Here is a 13,500-nt window from a genome sequence, read left to right on the forward strand (position 1 = left end):
TACGGCAGCGCACTATCCTCGCTGTGCGTCGGCGTGCCGGCCGTGCAGCCTTGAATGGCGAGTCGGCGGCACGGCGACGTCGGGCCGTCCTGTCAGCATGAGCGGCGTCTCCCGACCCGGAACGCCTCATGTCATCGTCCGACCTATCCCCGGCTGCCCGAACCGCTCGGCTGCAGCTGATCCGCCAAGTAGCTTCACCGCCGCTGTACCGGCGCTCCGCGCACGATGTTGCGGTTCGCTCCGTCCCGGACGGCCCGCACCGGCACCGCGCGCTTCCGGGCTTTGATCCACTCCCGCGTGACCGCCACCGTGGGTGAACTGACGTCCACTGTGTCGGGCCAAGGCGCTCCGGCGCGTGCCGCAGGCACGGGTTTGCAGCGGGCACACCGCATCGTCGCGCTTATCTGCGCCGCCATCGAACGCGAAGTCGAGCTGTCGGCATTGCCATTGGATGCCGATGAAGCGACGGCCCAGGCCGACCTTTTGAGCAGGGCCGGCTACGCCGACGGCGGCATGCCTACGCAGGACGTTCGTGCAGCCATGGCCGTCATGGCGCACGCCAAAGGACTGGTAATTCCGCGCGCGTTGCCCGCGTGGCAAGGCCTGCGGCGACTACTTGCCGATTCCGCACGGTTCTCCCGCGTCATCACGCGCGGTGGCGCGGCGATCGCTTTGGCACTGGTACTGATCGTCTCTCTGGCCGTGGTCCGCCGCGGGCACGATTTCGCCGCCTGGACGGCCACGGTTGGGCCGGTCGCCGCGGAGGCGACGGACATCGAGCAGAACTTGAATCTCGTCGCCACCAGCGCGGGATCGGTAGCCGCCTTTCCCGCCGGAAGCTACGCGCATGCGCAAGCGTCTCTGCGCGACATATCGGCGGCGCAAAGCGCGCTCTCTGGCCTGTTCGCCAGCTCGGCTGATCCCATCCTTCTGCACGACGTCGCTGCCGGGCACCCGGATGCCGGCGCCGTGGTCGCCCACGATGGACCACTCGTTGCCTCGGCCCGCCAGCACTTGCAGGCCGCGCGAAGCGAGCTGACCCTGGCGCACGAGGTGAAGGCCTACGGGCAGAAGTGGTCCACGCTGGCCACGCCGCCGACCATGCCATCGGATCTGGCCGTCGCGTGGGCGTCTGCTGCGGCGCAGATGTCCTCCGCCCTTGCTGCCGGCGACGTCACAGCACTGTCCCGGGCCGACAAGCACCTCGACTTGCTCATTAAGGGCGGCGAGCAGGAGACCACCGTCGCTGACCAGGTGCGTGCGTTACCGGGAGTCGCCGCGTCCCAGGCGGCTTCGCTTCTGGCGCCCCTCAACGGCATGATCGCCGCGGGCGACCAGGAGGGCGCTTTGACCCTGCTGGCCCGATGGGATGCGCTGCGCGCGCAGGTTCCCGTGAGCTATGAGTTTCACCTTCTGAACGGCGCCGGACAGCATCCCGGCGCCGTCCGGCAACTGGCAGGCACCAGCGCTCCGAAGCGGTACTACCTGCTGGTCAAGGTGGTGGACTCCACGACCGGCGCGCCGGTTGGACTGCCCGTCATCGACGCCGAATCGGGCGCGGCCACGACGGCACAGTTGGTCGGCCTGGAGGTATCCGCGGAAGTCTTCGCCGCCGTCCAAGCTGACCTTCCAAACCTGCCAGCGAACGTCGCCATCGGCGGCAAGGTAGCCGGCGATCTTCTCCCGACCTTCGGGGTCACCGTCCTGCCCGGACGCATCACTCACTGGTAACGCCGATGGCCGTGCTACCCCACGCCCCTACTCTGCTGCCCGAGGCGCGTTGGCGCGTCGATCGGGAATGCGGTGACGATTCGTCCATAGTGCTGGACACCGGCACGTGCCTCGAGTCGTCGGGATACCGCACGGGGCGTTTGCTGCGGCGCCTTCCCGCCAGCGCAGCAACAGAGCAGTTGATCGACCTTCTGCACCACGATGGCGTGCCATTGTCCGGGCAGGAGCGCGCAGTGCACGCTCGTGTTCGGGCGGTGCTTGGCCACGGTGCTTTCGCCGCGGTGGCCGTAAGCCTTGTTCCGTCGGCGCTGCCCGAGCGGCGGGGACCGCGACTCAGCGACCTGGACGAACGCACGATCCTCACCGCCGACTCGGTGGTGGGTGCCGCGCGCGACAAGATCAGCGATCCGCCGGTGGTTGCCCTGGCGATGTGCGAGACGCAAGTCGAGTGTCTGATCCTGACGTGGTGCCACGCTTGGGAGGCATACCGCGTGCGGTTGCGCTCGGATGCCATCGTGCCAGGTGCCGATGCGTTCCGTGCGGCGATCGCACGGCACCCGGCGAGCGTGACTGAACTCCTGGAACGCAGCCGCGTAGCGCAGGTGCCAGCGAGGGCTTGCGCGAATTGAGAGCTGTCCTAGGGTCGATGACACCTTCCCCTGAGCAACTATCAACGAGGAACGCACCATGCGCGGCATCAACAAAATGATTCTGCTCGGCACGCTGGGTGGCGACCCGTCCGTGCACTACTCCGGCAGCGGTTCGGCCATCACAACGCTCAGCGTTGCCACGAACGAATCGTGGGTCGACAAGCAGAGCGGCGAGAAGCAGGAGCGCACCGAGTGGCACCGCGTGAAGCTCTTCGGCAAGCTTGCCGAGATTGCGGGCGAGTACCTCAAGAAGGGTCGCCAGGTCTACATCGAGGGTTCCCTGCGCACCGAGAAGTACACGGACAAAGCTGGCGTGGAGAAGTACTCCACCGACATTGTCGCCAGTGACATGCAGATGATCGGCGGCGACGGTCAGCGGCCTGGCGGCCAGAACGCCGGCGCCGGCGACAACCGCCGCGATGGGCGGGCCTCGCAATCCTTCGGTCGCGACGCCGCGCAACGCGGCAACACCCAGCGCCATGCCGACCCCAGCTTCGGCGACGCGCCGAACTTCGATGACATCCCGTTCCGGTCCCTGAATCCGCGCGGGTACTACTGAGCTGGCATGCGCGCTGGATCGCGAGCACTGCAGGTCAGACGCGAGGCGATACCTTCGCCTCGCGTCGGCGGCTTCGCCGTTTCCCATTCCTCAGCGTCACGGAGCACACCTGCCCATGGAAGGCACCCCCTCTCCCACCGTCCGGTGCATGGCGCGGCGACTCGCCTTGGAGACGATCCTCGTGCTGGCTACCGCCGTCGGTACGGCCGTTGCGGCCGTGCTGATCGCCGCGACACAGTCAGCGCCGGTCGTAATTGCCGGCGCCGTGCTGGCGCTGGCCGTGCTGTGGCACCTGGAGCGTACGCGCCACGGCATCGTAGCGCGCGCCGCGTGGCTGCGGCTGGCTGCGGGTGGCCGACATGAAAGCGACCGTTGAACAGCAGCGTTGCCTGGAGGCGTTCAACGAAGGCGGGAGCCTCAAGATCGAGGCGACGGCCGGCTCTGGCAAAACCACCACGCTGCGCTACATCGTCCATCGTGGCACGTTCTACGGCCGCGCCCTCTACACGACGTTTGGCCGCAAGAACATCGAAGAAGCGAAGGGCCGCTTTCCCGCCCGACGCATCGACGTTCGCACTAACCACTCGCTGGCGTTTGGTCCCTGTGGCTCACGTTGGCGAGCGGAGGGTCGCCTAGGCGCCCGCCCGTCGCCCGGCAAGCTGGCCATGCTGATGGGCTGGCAGGACGCTACGTTTGCGCCCTACGCGCCCGTTCGCACAGGCGCGTATTACGTGCTGGCCACCCTCGACCGTTTCATGCAATCGAGCGCACCGGCGATCGGTGCCGAGCATGCACTCCCCACTGTGGCCGCTCGCACGATGAGCCGCGCTTCGGCTCTGCAGCTGGCGGGCCGCGTCGCCGAGCTGGCCCGCTCGGTGTGGGAGCGAATCATGGCCCGCGGCGACACCATGCCGTGCACGCATGACGCGTACCTCAAGGCATGGGCTCTGACCCGCCCGCAGCTTGGCTATGCCCACGTGCTGCTGGACGAGGCCCAGGACACGAGCGAGCTCATGATCGGCTTGCTCGAGGCGCAGGAGAACTGTGCGCTGGTCCTGGTCGGCGATCGGTACCAGTCGATCTACGGCTTTCGCGGCGCGCACAACGCGATGGAGCGTTTCGTCACGGACGAACACGCGACCCTGAGCCAGTCCTTCCGCTTCGGCCACGACATCGCCGTCGTAGCCAATGCGGTCCTGTCGAGCTTCCTGCAAAGCTCCACCCGCGTTCGCGGCCTGCCGTCGCTGCAGTCCCGCGTAGGCCCGGTCGACAAGCCATTCTGTGTCCTGTCCCGCACCAATGCGGCGCTTTTCGGCGAGCTGGTGCAGCGCGCGGTCACGGAGCCCACGGCCAAGCTTGCCGTGGTCGGCGGCGTGGAAGATCTGGAGAACCTGGTCAGAGGTGCGGAGTCGCTGATGCGCGGCGAACGTACGTGGGTCCCCGACCTGGCTGAGTTCAGCCACTGGGCGGAAGTGGTGTCTGCCGTCGACGACGACGGGTACCAGCACCTGGCCTCGCTGGTCGAGCTGATCACCGCGCACGGGCCGGCGAGCCTACTGGCGATTCTTGGCCGGTGCCGCGGCAATGAAGCCGACGAGGCTTCCTGTGACCAGGTGTTTTCGACGACGCACAAAGCCAAAGGCCGCGAGTTTCCGACGGTCCGCCTTTGCGACGACTTCCACGCTCCTCCGCCTGACCCGAAAGAGCGCCAGGCGCATTGGGATCCGGAGGAGGGCAACTTGTTGTACGTCGCTGTCACCCGCGCGCAGCACGAACTGGACATCTCCGGTTGCTTCGCGGCGCAGCTCGCCCTCGGCGCCTACGGCACCGAGAACGCTCACGCCAGCGGCGACGCCGGCTTCCCTTCCCCCTCTGCTCGGAGCCATGCCGCATGCTGATGCGCAACCTCACCCTGTTTCGCTTCTCACCGGCTGTCGCCGACGACCTGAGCCGCCTTGATGAGGCACTGGCCGAGCACCGGCTGCGCCCTTGCGGGCCACTGGAGATGTTCACCAAGGGCTTCGTGCCACCGGTAGGCCGTGGCCCCGACGCACCGCTCACGCATGCCGTGCAGGCGTACACCCTGTTCACCGTGGGCGGCGAGGACAAGCTGCTGCCGGCCGCAGTGGTCAACGCCGAGCTGCAGCGCAAGGTCCAGAAGATCGCCGAGGAGGAAGGCCGCAAGGTCGGCGGCCGCGAGCGCAAACGGATCAAGGAAGACCTGCTCACCGAGCTGCTGCCCCGGGCCTTCGTGCGCGAGTCGAGGATGTCGGCCTATGTCGACCGAAAGAACGGCTGGGTAGTGCTGGACACCTCCAGCCGCAAGTCGGCCGAGAACGCGCTGAGCCAGGTGCGCGAGGCGCTGGGCAGCTTCCCCGCGGTGCCGCTGGCGCCCGAGCAGGGTCCGCGCGTGCTGATGACCGACTGGCTGGCCAACGGCAACCTGCCGGCCGGGCTCGCCCTGGGCGACGAGTGCGAGCTGCGCGACCCGGCCACAGCCACCGGAGCCGTCGCGATCACCCGACGACAGGACCTCGACGCCGAGGAGGTCAAGGAACACCTGCGCAACGGGAAGGCCGTCTTCCGTCTCGGGCTGACATTCGACGACCGGATCAGCTTCGTGCTCGGCGAAGACCTCTCCATCCGCAAGCTCAAGTTCCTCGACGTGGTGACCGACGAACTGGGCGACAGCCACGGGGATGCCGCTGCCGAGGCCGACGCCAGCTTCGCGCTGCTGACGCTGGAGCTGGAGCGGCTGCTGGCCAAGCTTGAAGAGTGGTTTGGGCTCCCGCGCCCGGCCGATGCATGACCGATCACGCTCAGGAATGTGACATGACTCCTCCCGACAATGTTGCTACACAGCTCCATTGGCTCAGCGAAGACAAGGACGGCACGCTCGCGACAGCCGTGGCATTGCTGGTTGGCGAGCGGCGCAGGCATACGAGTGTCGAGGGCTGGACACCGGAACACGATGACGAACATCGTGACGGCCATCTGGCCCTGGCCGCAGCCTGCTATGCCACGCCGCCTGATCTGCGATCGCGCGGTGGCGATACGGTGGCGCCGGAGCTATGGCCTTGGGCTCGCGAATGGTGGAAGCCCGGCGATGGCAGCTACGACGGACGCATCCGTGAGCTGACCAAGGCTGGCTCGCTGATTCTCGCGGAGCTGGAGCGCTTGCTGCGCGCTGAAATCGCGGAGCGGAACGCCGCCTCATCCCCGGCGCCGGAGCTGGACTGGCCCTGATGATCGAGTGCGCTCTAGGCATGGATGCGCCAGTGCCGTTGCCGGCTGCCCCTGTGCGGTCCCGGTATGGCGCGTTCGACCCACCGCAGTCCTTGCGGGAACTCTTGATCGCACTGGATGCGGTGCTTCCCTTCGTGCACCTGCCGCGCGATGCGTCCAGCAGCGTACGGGTGGACCTCCAGCGCGTGCGTGAAGCGCAGGCGTGCGCGCGCAGGCTGCTTCGTTTGCCGTGGGTTGCGGTGCTCGAGGCGAGCAGCACGCATCTGGATGAAAGCGAGCGCGCGATGTTGGCTGACGGCGCGCCCCCGGATCCCTTCCTTCTCATCATGGCCTGTGACCACGGCTGGCTCCTCCACGTCCCGACGGTGACAGGCCCGAATGCCCCGCTTGGCCCTGGCCTGGCCAACCTGTTTGCCTTCGCGGCGCGCCAGAAGATCGCGTATGTGCGCATCGACGACGACGCGCCACTTGTGCCCGACGTGGTTGTGCTGTCGTGACCGAGCGCATGGACGTCGCCACTTATCGCGCGCTGGTTGCCGGCGCGTCCGGAGGCGGTCTTGCCTCGGCCGTTGTGCCAAAACCGCATCGCCGCGGAGAGCCCGAGTACCACGAGCCGGTGCGCTTCTTTCCACTGGTGGCTTGTCTGGCCGAGATCCACCCCTCCTCCGCCGAGGAACTGGAGGATGTGTGGTCGACGTCCAGCGGCGGTCGCCGTGATCGCGCGACGGCCGGCAAGCTGAAAGCGGCCGGCCAGAAACGCGGCGTACCTGACATTGAGGCACTGATCCCGATCGCCGGCCAGCACGGCCTCGTGATCGAGCTCAAGCCCATCGACAGCGGCCGCGCCAGCAAGGAGCAATCGGCACGCCTGGTCCGCCTGCGGCGCCGGGGCTACCGCGCCGAACTCTGCCACGGGGGGGTCGCCGCGGGCCAGGTGCTCTGCGACTACCTGCGCCTGCCGTGGCCGCCTGACGCCGTAGCTCGCGTCGAGGCGTATCTGGCCCTGCAGCATCTGCAGCGGCGCCTCAGGCGGCAAGCCAACCGCCGCGATTCCAAATGCCAGACCCCCATTTCCCTTCGGACCGCTTCCCCGTGATCGAGATCTTCAACCCGCCCCCCGTTCTCCTCGACGTTGCACCCGAGGTGACGGGCATCGTATGCACGGCCGAACCGGCTGAGCCAGTGTCGCTGGCTGACTTGGCGCTCGATGTTGCTTCAGGCGGCCTTGTTCCGTTGGACGTGCCCATCTTTGTTGCTGCACCCGCACCTGGCGCCGCCTCCGAACAGGCAGCGCTGGAGGATGTGGTGTCGCTTCTTGGCTGCCCGCCTCGATGGGATGCGCTGAGGACCGTAGCGGCGATGGCGTTGGCGCACGCCCGGGCCAATCGCGCCTCGCCAGAGGAAGGCGAGGCGCCGATTCGCCCGGTTTCCTCGCCCACCGCAGCGCCACCGAGCTTCGAGGAAATGCTGGCGGTCATGGAAGCCGCCGAGGAAGCCATGCTGCATCGGGGCCACTCATGACAACCGATTTGGCGCGGGTGCCCGGAGGCGATGTCGGCTCCGATGGTGCTTCTGCCGTCGAGGTGGCCGATCTGCTGGCATCGGCGCCGACGGCGGCCGACGCGCTGTCGATTGGCCCGTCGTCCCGCCGTGACGTGCGTCCTCTGCTTTCACGCGGGACTCCGGCGATGCCACGACGGCAATCGGTGGCACCGCGTCCGCTACGCCGGGTTCGGTTCGTCTTTTACACGGTCGAGGCGGATGAAGGCGATGTGGCGCACTACCACGAGGCTTTGGTCAATGCCGAGGGATTGTTCGATCGAGCATTGCGCGCGCACCGGCTCGGCCTTCGGGCCGTTCACGCGGGTCTAGGGGCGCGCGAGCAGGCGGCGCTGTTCTGCCGGCCTCGGCGCGGCAGCTTCGATGGGCTTACACCCGAGTACTTGCGGTGGTACGACATCGACGGGCGCCCGCGCGGGCTGCCACTTACGCGCGAATCGCTCGCCCCTATCCTGGTCAGATGCCTCGCCTTGGAGGAGAACCAAGCGGCCGCATGGGCCGTCGGTCGGTCCCGTGCTCTTTCAACCGAGGACCAAGCCTGGCTCCTCGCGCGGGCGCAGATGCGTCTTTCGCACCGGCCGCTGGATGCCGATGACCTGGCGCAGCTCGCAGCCGCTCTAGAGGCTGCCTCGATGGCGCCACTGCCTGGTGCTGTGGCGGCCGCGAATGCGGACATCGCGCTTCGTGCCGCGGCCGTACTCGGCGCCATGTCGGACGTCTTCACCCCCTCCCCCTTCCTGCACGGCGCCCTGTCCAACGCCTTCACCACCTTTCACGCCGCCCACCTTGCGCGAGTGGCGCGCCAGCACAGCATGTCGAACCATGACCGTCCGGATTCCGCCTTCGTTGATGTGGCACGTTGGCTTGGTACTCGATATGACTGGATGCGCGCGCTGGCACGCGCCTGGCCTGACGACGGGACCGAATCTTGCGGATCCTGATGCCGCGTGGAAGCTCCACTCCCAGGAGGACGACCATGAGCGATGTGACGCGCATACAGCTGGGTGGGTCGGCGGAATATCGCGTCGAGACGCGCGATGGCTGTACGCTGATTTTTGGCAGCATCCCCGCCAGAAGGGTGGCCGAGATGGCTGCGGGTACGCCTGCTGACACGGTGCTTGCGGTCGACTTGGCGTCCCTGACGGGAGCGTCCCTCGCGTTCGGCGCGCCGAAGGATGTCGATGCGCTCGTGGCGCGTTTGCGGAGGGAACGCCTGGCCTCGCCGTACGACGTTTTGCCTGGCTGGAGCCGCGGCGCCAACGACTGGTTCCTCGCCGGCGAACACGGAGCGTCATCCGCCACGATCCTGCAGCGCGTCACCGGCGTGGACCACCCCTACACGCACCAGCACGGCGACACGCCGTGCGAGTTTCCGCTAGACCCGGCCGACTTCCGGCGCTGCCGTCTGCTACTGGAGGCCGCTCCGGACGTCGCCGCCAGGTTCCCGGCCGTGATGGCGAGTGTGTCTCCCACGTGGGCGGCGCTGGTCGCGCATTGGGATGAGCTGTGCGGCCTCATGGATGAGGAGTGCGCAGACTGGGCCACCGGCGGCACGACGCCCTGCCCGCGCACGTACGAACGCCTCCACGCGCTGCTCTTTCCGGATTTCTCTCGGTGACCGCCGTCATTTCGCCATGCGGGCGCTACCGGTATCGCCTCGAGCGGGATGTCGGGATGATCGGCATCGTGATCGCGTTCTTCGGTATCAATCCGTCCACTGCGGATGCGCAGGCAGAAGACGCGACCACGCGCAGATGGGCAGGCTTCGCCCGCATCCTGGGCGCAAGGCGCTACCTCGCAGGGAATCCATTCGCCTTCCGCGCCACCGATGTCGCCGAGCTGGCCAACGTCGCCGATCCGGTCGGTCCGGAAAACGATGCCCACCTCGCTTCCATCATTGCCGACGCCGACCTTCTCATCCCCTGCTGGGGACGTCGCACCAAGATCCCGCCGCGGCTGCGGCCGGCGCTCGATGATCTGGCCTTTCGACTTCGGGCGTCCGGGAAGCCGGTCAAGGTGTTCGGTCTGACCCAGTCCGGTGATCCTGTGCATCCTTTGATGCTGGGCTACGCAACTGCCCTGATCGACTGGCGCTGACCGTCGGCGCGGGACGTTGCCGGCCGCTGCGCATGCGCCTCGGTGGCCTTGCGCGATCGGCGCTCCATGGAATCGTTGAGTTCCCCACTCGGGAACTCGCCATGTCGACCGCTACGCTCCTCTCCTTGACCTGGTTCGCCTCCTACCTCGTCGCCGCGACAGGCATCGCCTTCATGCCGCGGGCGTGCGGTTGGTTGGTCGAAGCTCTGGCCTTCGTGCTCGCCGGTGTTTCGCTCGCGTGGTGGCCCGTGTTGCCAGGGTATGAGTCGACGGGCGTGTGGATTCGCTCGCTGGCCTGGCCGTGCTTCGGCCTCGCCACGGCGTGCGGGCTGGTCGCCGCCTACGGATTCGGTACCGGCGTCGGCGTCGTCTTGCGCTTGCCGCTCGGGCCAAGGCGGCATGGCGAGCGGGCCGCGCACATCGGTTTGAAGGCGCTTCGCGCCGCCACCCCGCGGGCGCGCCACGGCGAATAATGGATTCGTCGTCGCTTCGATGACGTCACTGCGCAAGGAGAGTGCCATGCTGATTCTGACCCGCCACGCCAACGAGTCCGTCGTCATCGGACAGGACATCAAGGTGACCGTGCTGAGCGTGCGCGGCAACCAGGTCCGCATCGGTATCGAGGCCCCGAAGGACATCCCCGTCCATCGCGAGGAGATCCACGAGCGCATCGCCGCCCAATAGGCTGCATCTGCCGGCTGATGATTTTTTCGCCGCTCCGTGCCAGGCCGCACAGAGCCGCCGCCTCCGGACCGTCTTCTACCAGTTATCCACAATTTCTGTGGATGATTGGCCTGCCGCTTACCAGCCAGCCATGACGCAGGCGAGCACGCCGTGGTCATATGGACGTGCGAGGACCCAGTTTGAGGTGCCGAGCAGCTGAGCCAGCACGCGGAAGCGGCCGGCGATGGTGGAATCGACCAGCGAGACGTCCGCGCAGTGCATGGCCAGGCACGCAATGCCTGCCACGAGCCGACCCGCCGGCGTCGCCAGTTGTGCTGCCTCTGCGCTCGCACCGTTCGCGGCCGCGCTCGCGATGGCGTCCAGCACGACCTCGGGGGCGATCTCTCGACCCTCAACGACGGAACAAGCCGCACCGACATTCTCGACCAGGGACTGGAGCATCGCGGCCCAGCTAGGCAAGTTGGCGTAGCGGTCCAGCGCCAGTACGCCGTCGACGGCACTACGTTCGGCGATCACGGCCAGAATCTGGCGGATGGACGCCAGTGAGGTCGCGTAGCGCTGGTACTCGTCCCGGGATACGGGTGCTTCCACAGCTGCGATCCGATCCAGTAGTCGGTCGATGCGCGCTTGAAGCTGATGGTGTTGTGGAAGGCGATCGCCGATGGCGGTGAGCATCGCGCCGAGCACTGCGTTGGGGAGCGCGCGTCGACCGTCCTGGGTCAGCAGTTCGACGCCGGCGACGGCGAGCGACGGTGCCTCAGTCGCCAGGCCAGCCAGGAGCTCATCGTGGCCAATCCCTGCGCACTGGGTCACGAACGCCGCGGCATCCGCACGGAACGTCACGGGGTCGATCCACGCCGCCTCCAGTCGCGCGGCGTTGCTCGAGCGGTGCAGGACCAGCACACCAATATGGTTCCGCGTGCGCGCGACCGCGAAGGCGGGCGAGGTCCCGCGAAAGGCATTCCAGATCCCTGGCGTCGGATCCATCACCGTCACCGCTTCGCCATGGGGCGGCTGCAGGCGCTTGTGCGTGATGAATGCTTCCAGGGCGAGTGCCAGGCCCGGCTCGATGCCCTCCGTCACTGCCGCAATCATCGCCGACAGGTCGACGCGCTCGACGAAGGAACCCACCAGCTCGGCCGCGTGCGGTGCGGTCTCATTCAGGCGATCGACCGGCGATACTGCCGTCTCGATCGGCTCGCCGTCTTCCCCGAACACGTAGAGGAGCGGGGCACCGAACGCCCGCTCGTGCTGACAGGGCAGCACCGCCCAGGTGCGCGTCGCGAGTCGGGGAATGACATTGGCTTCCATGGTGGATTGCATTCTGGCGTCCTAGCCTCGGCTTTGAAAGTGATTGGAGTTACGCCCACCAGTAGGGTGAGTCGGGCTGCGTCACGCGTTCCTTGATGTCCGTCGGCGTGATCAGGAAGCTGCAGCCGTAGCCGCGCGGCGCCTGACTGGCCATCGCGTGCAACCACGGCATGCGTGGCACGTGATGTTGATGCGTACACGCGGCGGCCGCTTTCTCGAGCGCTCGCGTTTCCGTGGCCACCGAGCTATGGAGCTTGCAGTGAGCCTCCACCTTCAAGCGCAGTCCATGGGCATCCAGGCCGCCGTTCGGCAGATCAGCCACTGGCTTGCGCATCCACGCCACGCTCACCCAGAGTTGCCGGATCCTTGTCCAGGTCTCGGCCGAGACCCGCGGCCAAACGAAATCCTGCCGCCCCCGAAACGCCGAAAAGCGCCGCAGGCGCTCCTCGATGTCCGGACCCTCGAAATTGATCAGGCACCGGACCGCTTCGTTGGCGTTGTTCGGCTGACGCACGAGGCCGATGGAGGTGACTCCGCCGTCCCGCAGCAGTGCCAGAGCAACCTCGAAGAGGTTGTCCCGCAGCGACGAGGTGAATGTCACTTCGTCCCAGGTGGATGGGGCTGTTTCAGGAGCCATCGCTCGTGCCGCTGTTGTGGTCGAACACTTTGTCGATCCGATCGCGAAGGCGCCGCTCATTGGGCGTGGTGGCCGGGGCTCCTCGATCGAGGGTGCTGTCGTGGGGCGTGCCATACGATTCGTTGATCACCTGGGCCAGCTGCAGGCCCGCCTCGATCATGGCCAGTTCCACGGTGGGGCGCCAGTTGTCGACGTAGCCGTCGGAGATGACGCGCCGGTCCGGGTAAATCCCCGGTCGGTTCGCCACCCGGCAGGCCGATTGCGTCCAGACAATCGGGTCGGTGGTTGGCTCGAAGGGAAGCTGAAACGACTCGCTGATGAGCTGCTTCGTGTAGGCCTGGTAGTGCGGCCGTGCGGCGGCCTCGGCGGCCGAAGCGTCGCGACGACCAAAGAATGCTGCCAGTCGAGCGCCTGCCGATGCTTCCTCGCTTTTGCCGTCCGGCGTCGCTGTGGCATAACGACGGATCAGCTCGGTGTCCCAGACGTGGTGGAGGTTCGTGCCGCGGCCGTCGAACTGGACCTGGTAGCCGTTCCCACCGCGGTCGGGCGCCCAATCATGGAGCGGCATCTCGGCATCGCCGGCGAGGTGGATCAGGTACTTCAGCGCGACTTCCCGTTCGGCCAGCGGCCGGCTGTGGTCGCGGAAGACGGCTAGCTCGCGATCGAACGCGGCCACCAGGCAGTTCCCATCCGCGCACTCCACGGGAGGCTGGTAACGGCAATCGCCCTTCGGATAGTTCATGAAGTGCCAGTGCGAGGTACCGCGCGTGCGCACCGTGTCGGCCCAGTCCGCGACCGATTCCATGCTGGCGCCTGGCTCGATCTCGCTCAGCATGCGCGCGACTTCTTGCCGGGCCTGTGGGTTCAGGTGGGCGTCCGCGATCGCAGCGACGATGCGGTGGCCTTCGCGGCCCCAGGCGGCCGCGGGCGTCGGCGTCAGCGGGAGCAGGACAGCCAGCACGGAGGCGATCAGCACGTGGGTCTTCATTGTATCGGTTTCCTCATTCGTTGCCTGAAGCGTAGAA

The 13,500-nt window shown here is 67.3% G+C and carries 18 protein-coding genes; 15 read left to right on the plus strand and 3 right to left on the minus strand.

Annotation, left to right across the window (positions count from 1 at the left end; all coding sequences use genetic code 11):
• Positions 1-297: 297 nt before the first annotated feature.
• From R2APBS1_RS09425 to csrA, 15 genes are all read left to right on the plus strand, one after another.
• Positions 298-1,731 (plus strand): DUF6384 family protein, encoded by a 1,434-nt coding sequence (locus tag R2APBS1_RS09425; protein ID WP_157769719.1) that lies wholly within the window; start codon positions 298-300, stop codon positions 1,729-1,731.
• A gap of 5 nt (positions 1,732-1,736) precedes the next feature.
• Positions 1,737-2,360, plus strand: coding sequence for a hypothetical protein (locus R2APBS1_RS09430; RefSeq protein ID WP_015447777.1), 624 nt, complete (start codon positions 1,737-1,739; stop codon positions 2,358-2,360).
• Between the two features lie 58 nt (positions 2,361-2,418).
• The gene (ssb, locus tag R2APBS1_RS09435; RefSeq protein ID WP_015447778.1) at positions 2,419-2,940 is read left to right on the plus strand and encodes a single-stranded DNA-binding protein; all 522 of its coding nucleotides are present in this window, start codon (positions 2,419-2,421) and stop codon (positions 2,938-2,940) included.
• Positions 2,941-3,055: 115 nt separating this feature from the next.
• Complete coding sequence (locus R2APBS1_RS20085) at positions 3,056-3,316, plus strand: hypothetical protein (RefSeq protein WP_015447779.1); 261 nt, start codon at positions 3,056-3,058, stop codon at positions 3,314-3,316.
• Positions 3,300-4,838 (plus strand): UvrD-helicase domain-containing protein, encoded by a 1,539-nt coding sequence (locus R2APBS1_RS19310; protein ID WP_015447780.1) that lies wholly within the window; start codon positions 3,300-3,302, stop codon positions 4,836-4,838. Before R2APBS1_RS20085 ends, R2APBS1_RS19310 begins: the two co-directional genes overlap by 17 nt.
• Positions 4,832-5,749: a recombination-associated protein RdgC gene (locus R2APBS1_RS09445; protein ID WP_015447781.1), complete on the plus strand. Its 918-nt coding sequence runs from the start codon at positions 4,832-4,834 to the stop codon at positions 5,747-5,749. The genes R2APBS1_RS19310 and R2APBS1_RS09445 overlap by 7 nt, the downstream gene beginning before the upstream one ends.
• 23 nt (positions 5,750-5,772) lie before the next feature.
• Positions 5,773-6,186 (plus strand): hypothetical protein, encoded by a 414-nt coding sequence (locus tag R2APBS1_RS09450; protein ID WP_015447782.1) that lies wholly within the window; start codon positions 5,773-5,775, stop codon positions 6,184-6,186.
• Positions 6,187-6,290: 104 nt separating this feature from the next.
• Positions 6,291-6,683: a DUF5983 family protein gene (locus tag R2APBS1_RS09455; RefSeq protein ID WP_157769721.1), complete on the plus strand. Its 393-nt coding sequence runs from the start codon at positions 6,291-6,293 to the stop codon at positions 6,681-6,683.
• Positions 6,680-7,282 carry a VRR-NUC domain-containing protein gene (locus R2APBS1_RS19315; RefSeq protein ID WP_157769722.1) on the plus strand — a complete coding sequence of 201 codons (603 nt, stop codon included), beginning with the start codon at positions 6,680-6,682 and terminating at the stop codon, positions 7,280-7,282. Before R2APBS1_RS09455 ends, R2APBS1_RS19315 begins: the two co-directional genes overlap by 4 nt.
• Positions 7,279-7,707 carry a hypothetical protein gene (locus R2APBS1_RS09465; protein WP_041676731.1) on the plus strand — a complete coding sequence of 143 codons (429 nt, stop codon included), beginning with the start codon at positions 7,279-7,281 and terminating at the stop codon, positions 7,705-7,707. The genes R2APBS1_RS19315 and R2APBS1_RS09465 overlap by 4 nt, the downstream gene beginning before the upstream one ends.
• Positions 7,704-8,687 (plus strand): hypothetical protein, encoded by a 984-nt coding sequence (locus R2APBS1_RS19320; RefSeq protein WP_015447786.1) that lies wholly within the window; start codon positions 7,704-7,706, stop codon positions 8,685-8,687. The genes R2APBS1_RS09465 and R2APBS1_RS19320 overlap by 4 nt, the downstream gene beginning before the upstream one ends.
• Before the next feature lie 35 nt (positions 8,688-8,722).
• A complete protein-coding gene (locus R2APBS1_RS19325) occupies positions 8,723-9,364 on the plus strand; it encodes a hypothetical protein (RefSeq protein ID WP_015447787.1) in 642 nt (213 codons plus the stop codon).
• Positions 9,361-9,843: a DUF1643 domain-containing protein gene (locus tag R2APBS1_RS09480; RefSeq protein ID WP_015447788.1), complete on the plus strand. Its 483-nt coding sequence runs from the start codon at positions 9,361-9,363 to the stop codon at positions 9,841-9,843. Before R2APBS1_RS19325 ends, R2APBS1_RS09480 begins: the two co-directional genes overlap by 4 nt.
• A 101-nt stretch (positions 9,844-9,944) precedes the next feature.
• A complete protein-coding gene (locus R2APBS1_RS09485; RefSeq protein WP_015447789.1) occupies positions 9,945-10,316 on the plus strand; it encodes a hypothetical protein in 372 nt (123 codons plus the stop codon).
• Between the two features lie 46 nt (positions 10,317-10,362).
• On the plus strand, positions 10,363-10,527 hold the full coding sequence (gene csrA, locus R2APBS1_RS09490; protein ID WP_015447790.1) for a carbon storage regulator CsrA: 165 nt from the start codon (positions 10,363-10,365) through the stop codon (positions 10,525-10,527).
• A gap of 117 nt (positions 10,528-10,644) precedes the next feature.
• Here the strand turns inward: csrA and R2APBS1_RS09495 are convergent, their stop codons facing one another.
• The 3 genes from R2APBS1_RS09495 to R2APBS1_RS19330 are packed head-to-tail and all read right to left on the minus strand — an operon-like array spanning position 10,645 to position 13,463.
• Entirely contained in the window at positions 10,645-11,838 is a 1,194-nt protein-coding gene (locus R2APBS1_RS09495; RefSeq protein ID WP_157769723.1) for a hypothetical protein, read from the minus strand.
• Positions 11,839-11,887: 49 nt separating this feature from the next.
• A complete protein-coding gene (locus tag R2APBS1_RS09500; RefSeq protein ID WP_015447792.1) occupies positions 11,888-12,475 on the minus strand; it encodes a hypothetical protein in 588 nt (195 codons plus the stop codon).
• On the minus strand, positions 12,465-13,463 hold the full coding sequence (locus R2APBS1_RS19330; RefSeq protein ID WP_015447793.1) for a S1/P1 nuclease: 999 nt from the start codon (positions 13,461-13,463) through the stop codon (positions 12,465-12,467). The genes R2APBS1_RS09500 and R2APBS1_RS19330 overlap by 11 nt, the downstream gene beginning before the upstream one ends.
• Positions 13,464-13,500 lie beyond the last annotated feature (37 nt).

It is taken from the genome of Rhodanobacter denitrificans (assembly GCF_000230695.2).
Classification (GTDB): Bacteria; Pseudomonadota; Gammaproteobacteria; order Xanthomonadales; family Rhodanobacteraceae; genus Rhodanobacter; species Rhodanobacter denitrificans.

Bases quoted from the DNA above. Each gene is read 5' to 3' on its own strand.
- R2APBS1_RS09430 (WP_015447777.1), top strand. From the start codon at position 1,737: ATGGCCGTGCTACCCCACGCCCCTACTCTGCTGCCCGAGGCGCGTTGG.
- ssb (WP_015447778.1), top strand. From the start codon at position 2,419: ATGCGCGGCATCAACAAAATGATTCTGCTCGGCACGCTGGGTGGCGAC.
- R2APBS1_RS20085 (WP_015447779.1), top strand. From the start codon at position 3,056: ATGGAAGGCACCCCCTCTCCCACCGTCCGGTGCATGGCGCGGCGACTC.
- R2APBS1_RS19310 (WP_015447780.1), top strand. From the start codon at position 3,300: ATGAAAGCGACCGTTGAACAGCAGCGTTGCCTGGAGGCGTTCAACGAA.
- R2APBS1_RS09445 (WP_015447781.1), top strand. From the start codon at position 4,832: ATGCTGATGCGCAACCTCACCCTGTTTCGCTTCTCACCGGCTGTCGCC.
- R2APBS1_RS09450 (WP_015447782.1), top strand. From the start codon at position 5,773: ATGACTCCTCCCGACAATGTTGCTACACAGCTCCATTGGCTCAGCGAA.
- R2APBS1_RS19320 (WP_015447786.1), top strand. From the start codon at position 7,704: ATGACAACCGATTTGGCGCGGGTGCCCGGAGGCGATGTCGGCTCCGAT.
- R2APBS1_RS19325 (WP_015447787.1), top strand. From the start codon at position 8,723: ATGAGCGATGTGACGCGCATACAGCTGGGTGGGTCGGCGGAATATCGC.
- R2APBS1_RS09485 (WP_015447789.1), top strand. From the start codon at position 9,945: ATGTCGACCGCTACGCTCCTCTCCTTGACCTGGTTCGCCTCCTACCTC.
- csrA (WP_015447790.1), top strand. From the start codon at position 10,363: ATGCTGATTCTGACCCGCCACGCCAACGAGTCCGTCGTCATCGGACAG.
- R2APBS1_RS09495 (WP_157769723.1), bottom strand. From the start codon at position 11,838: ATGGAAGCCAATGTCATTCCCCGACTCGCGACGCGCACCTGGGCGGTG.
- R2APBS1_RS09500 (WP_015447792.1), bottom strand. From the start codon at position 12,475: ATGGCTCCTGAAACAGCCCCATCCACCTGGGACGAAGTGACATTCACC.
- R2APBS1_RS19330 (WP_015447793.1), bottom strand. From the start codon at position 13,463: ATGAAGACCCACGTGCTGATCGCCTCCGTGCTGGCTGTCCTGCTCCCG.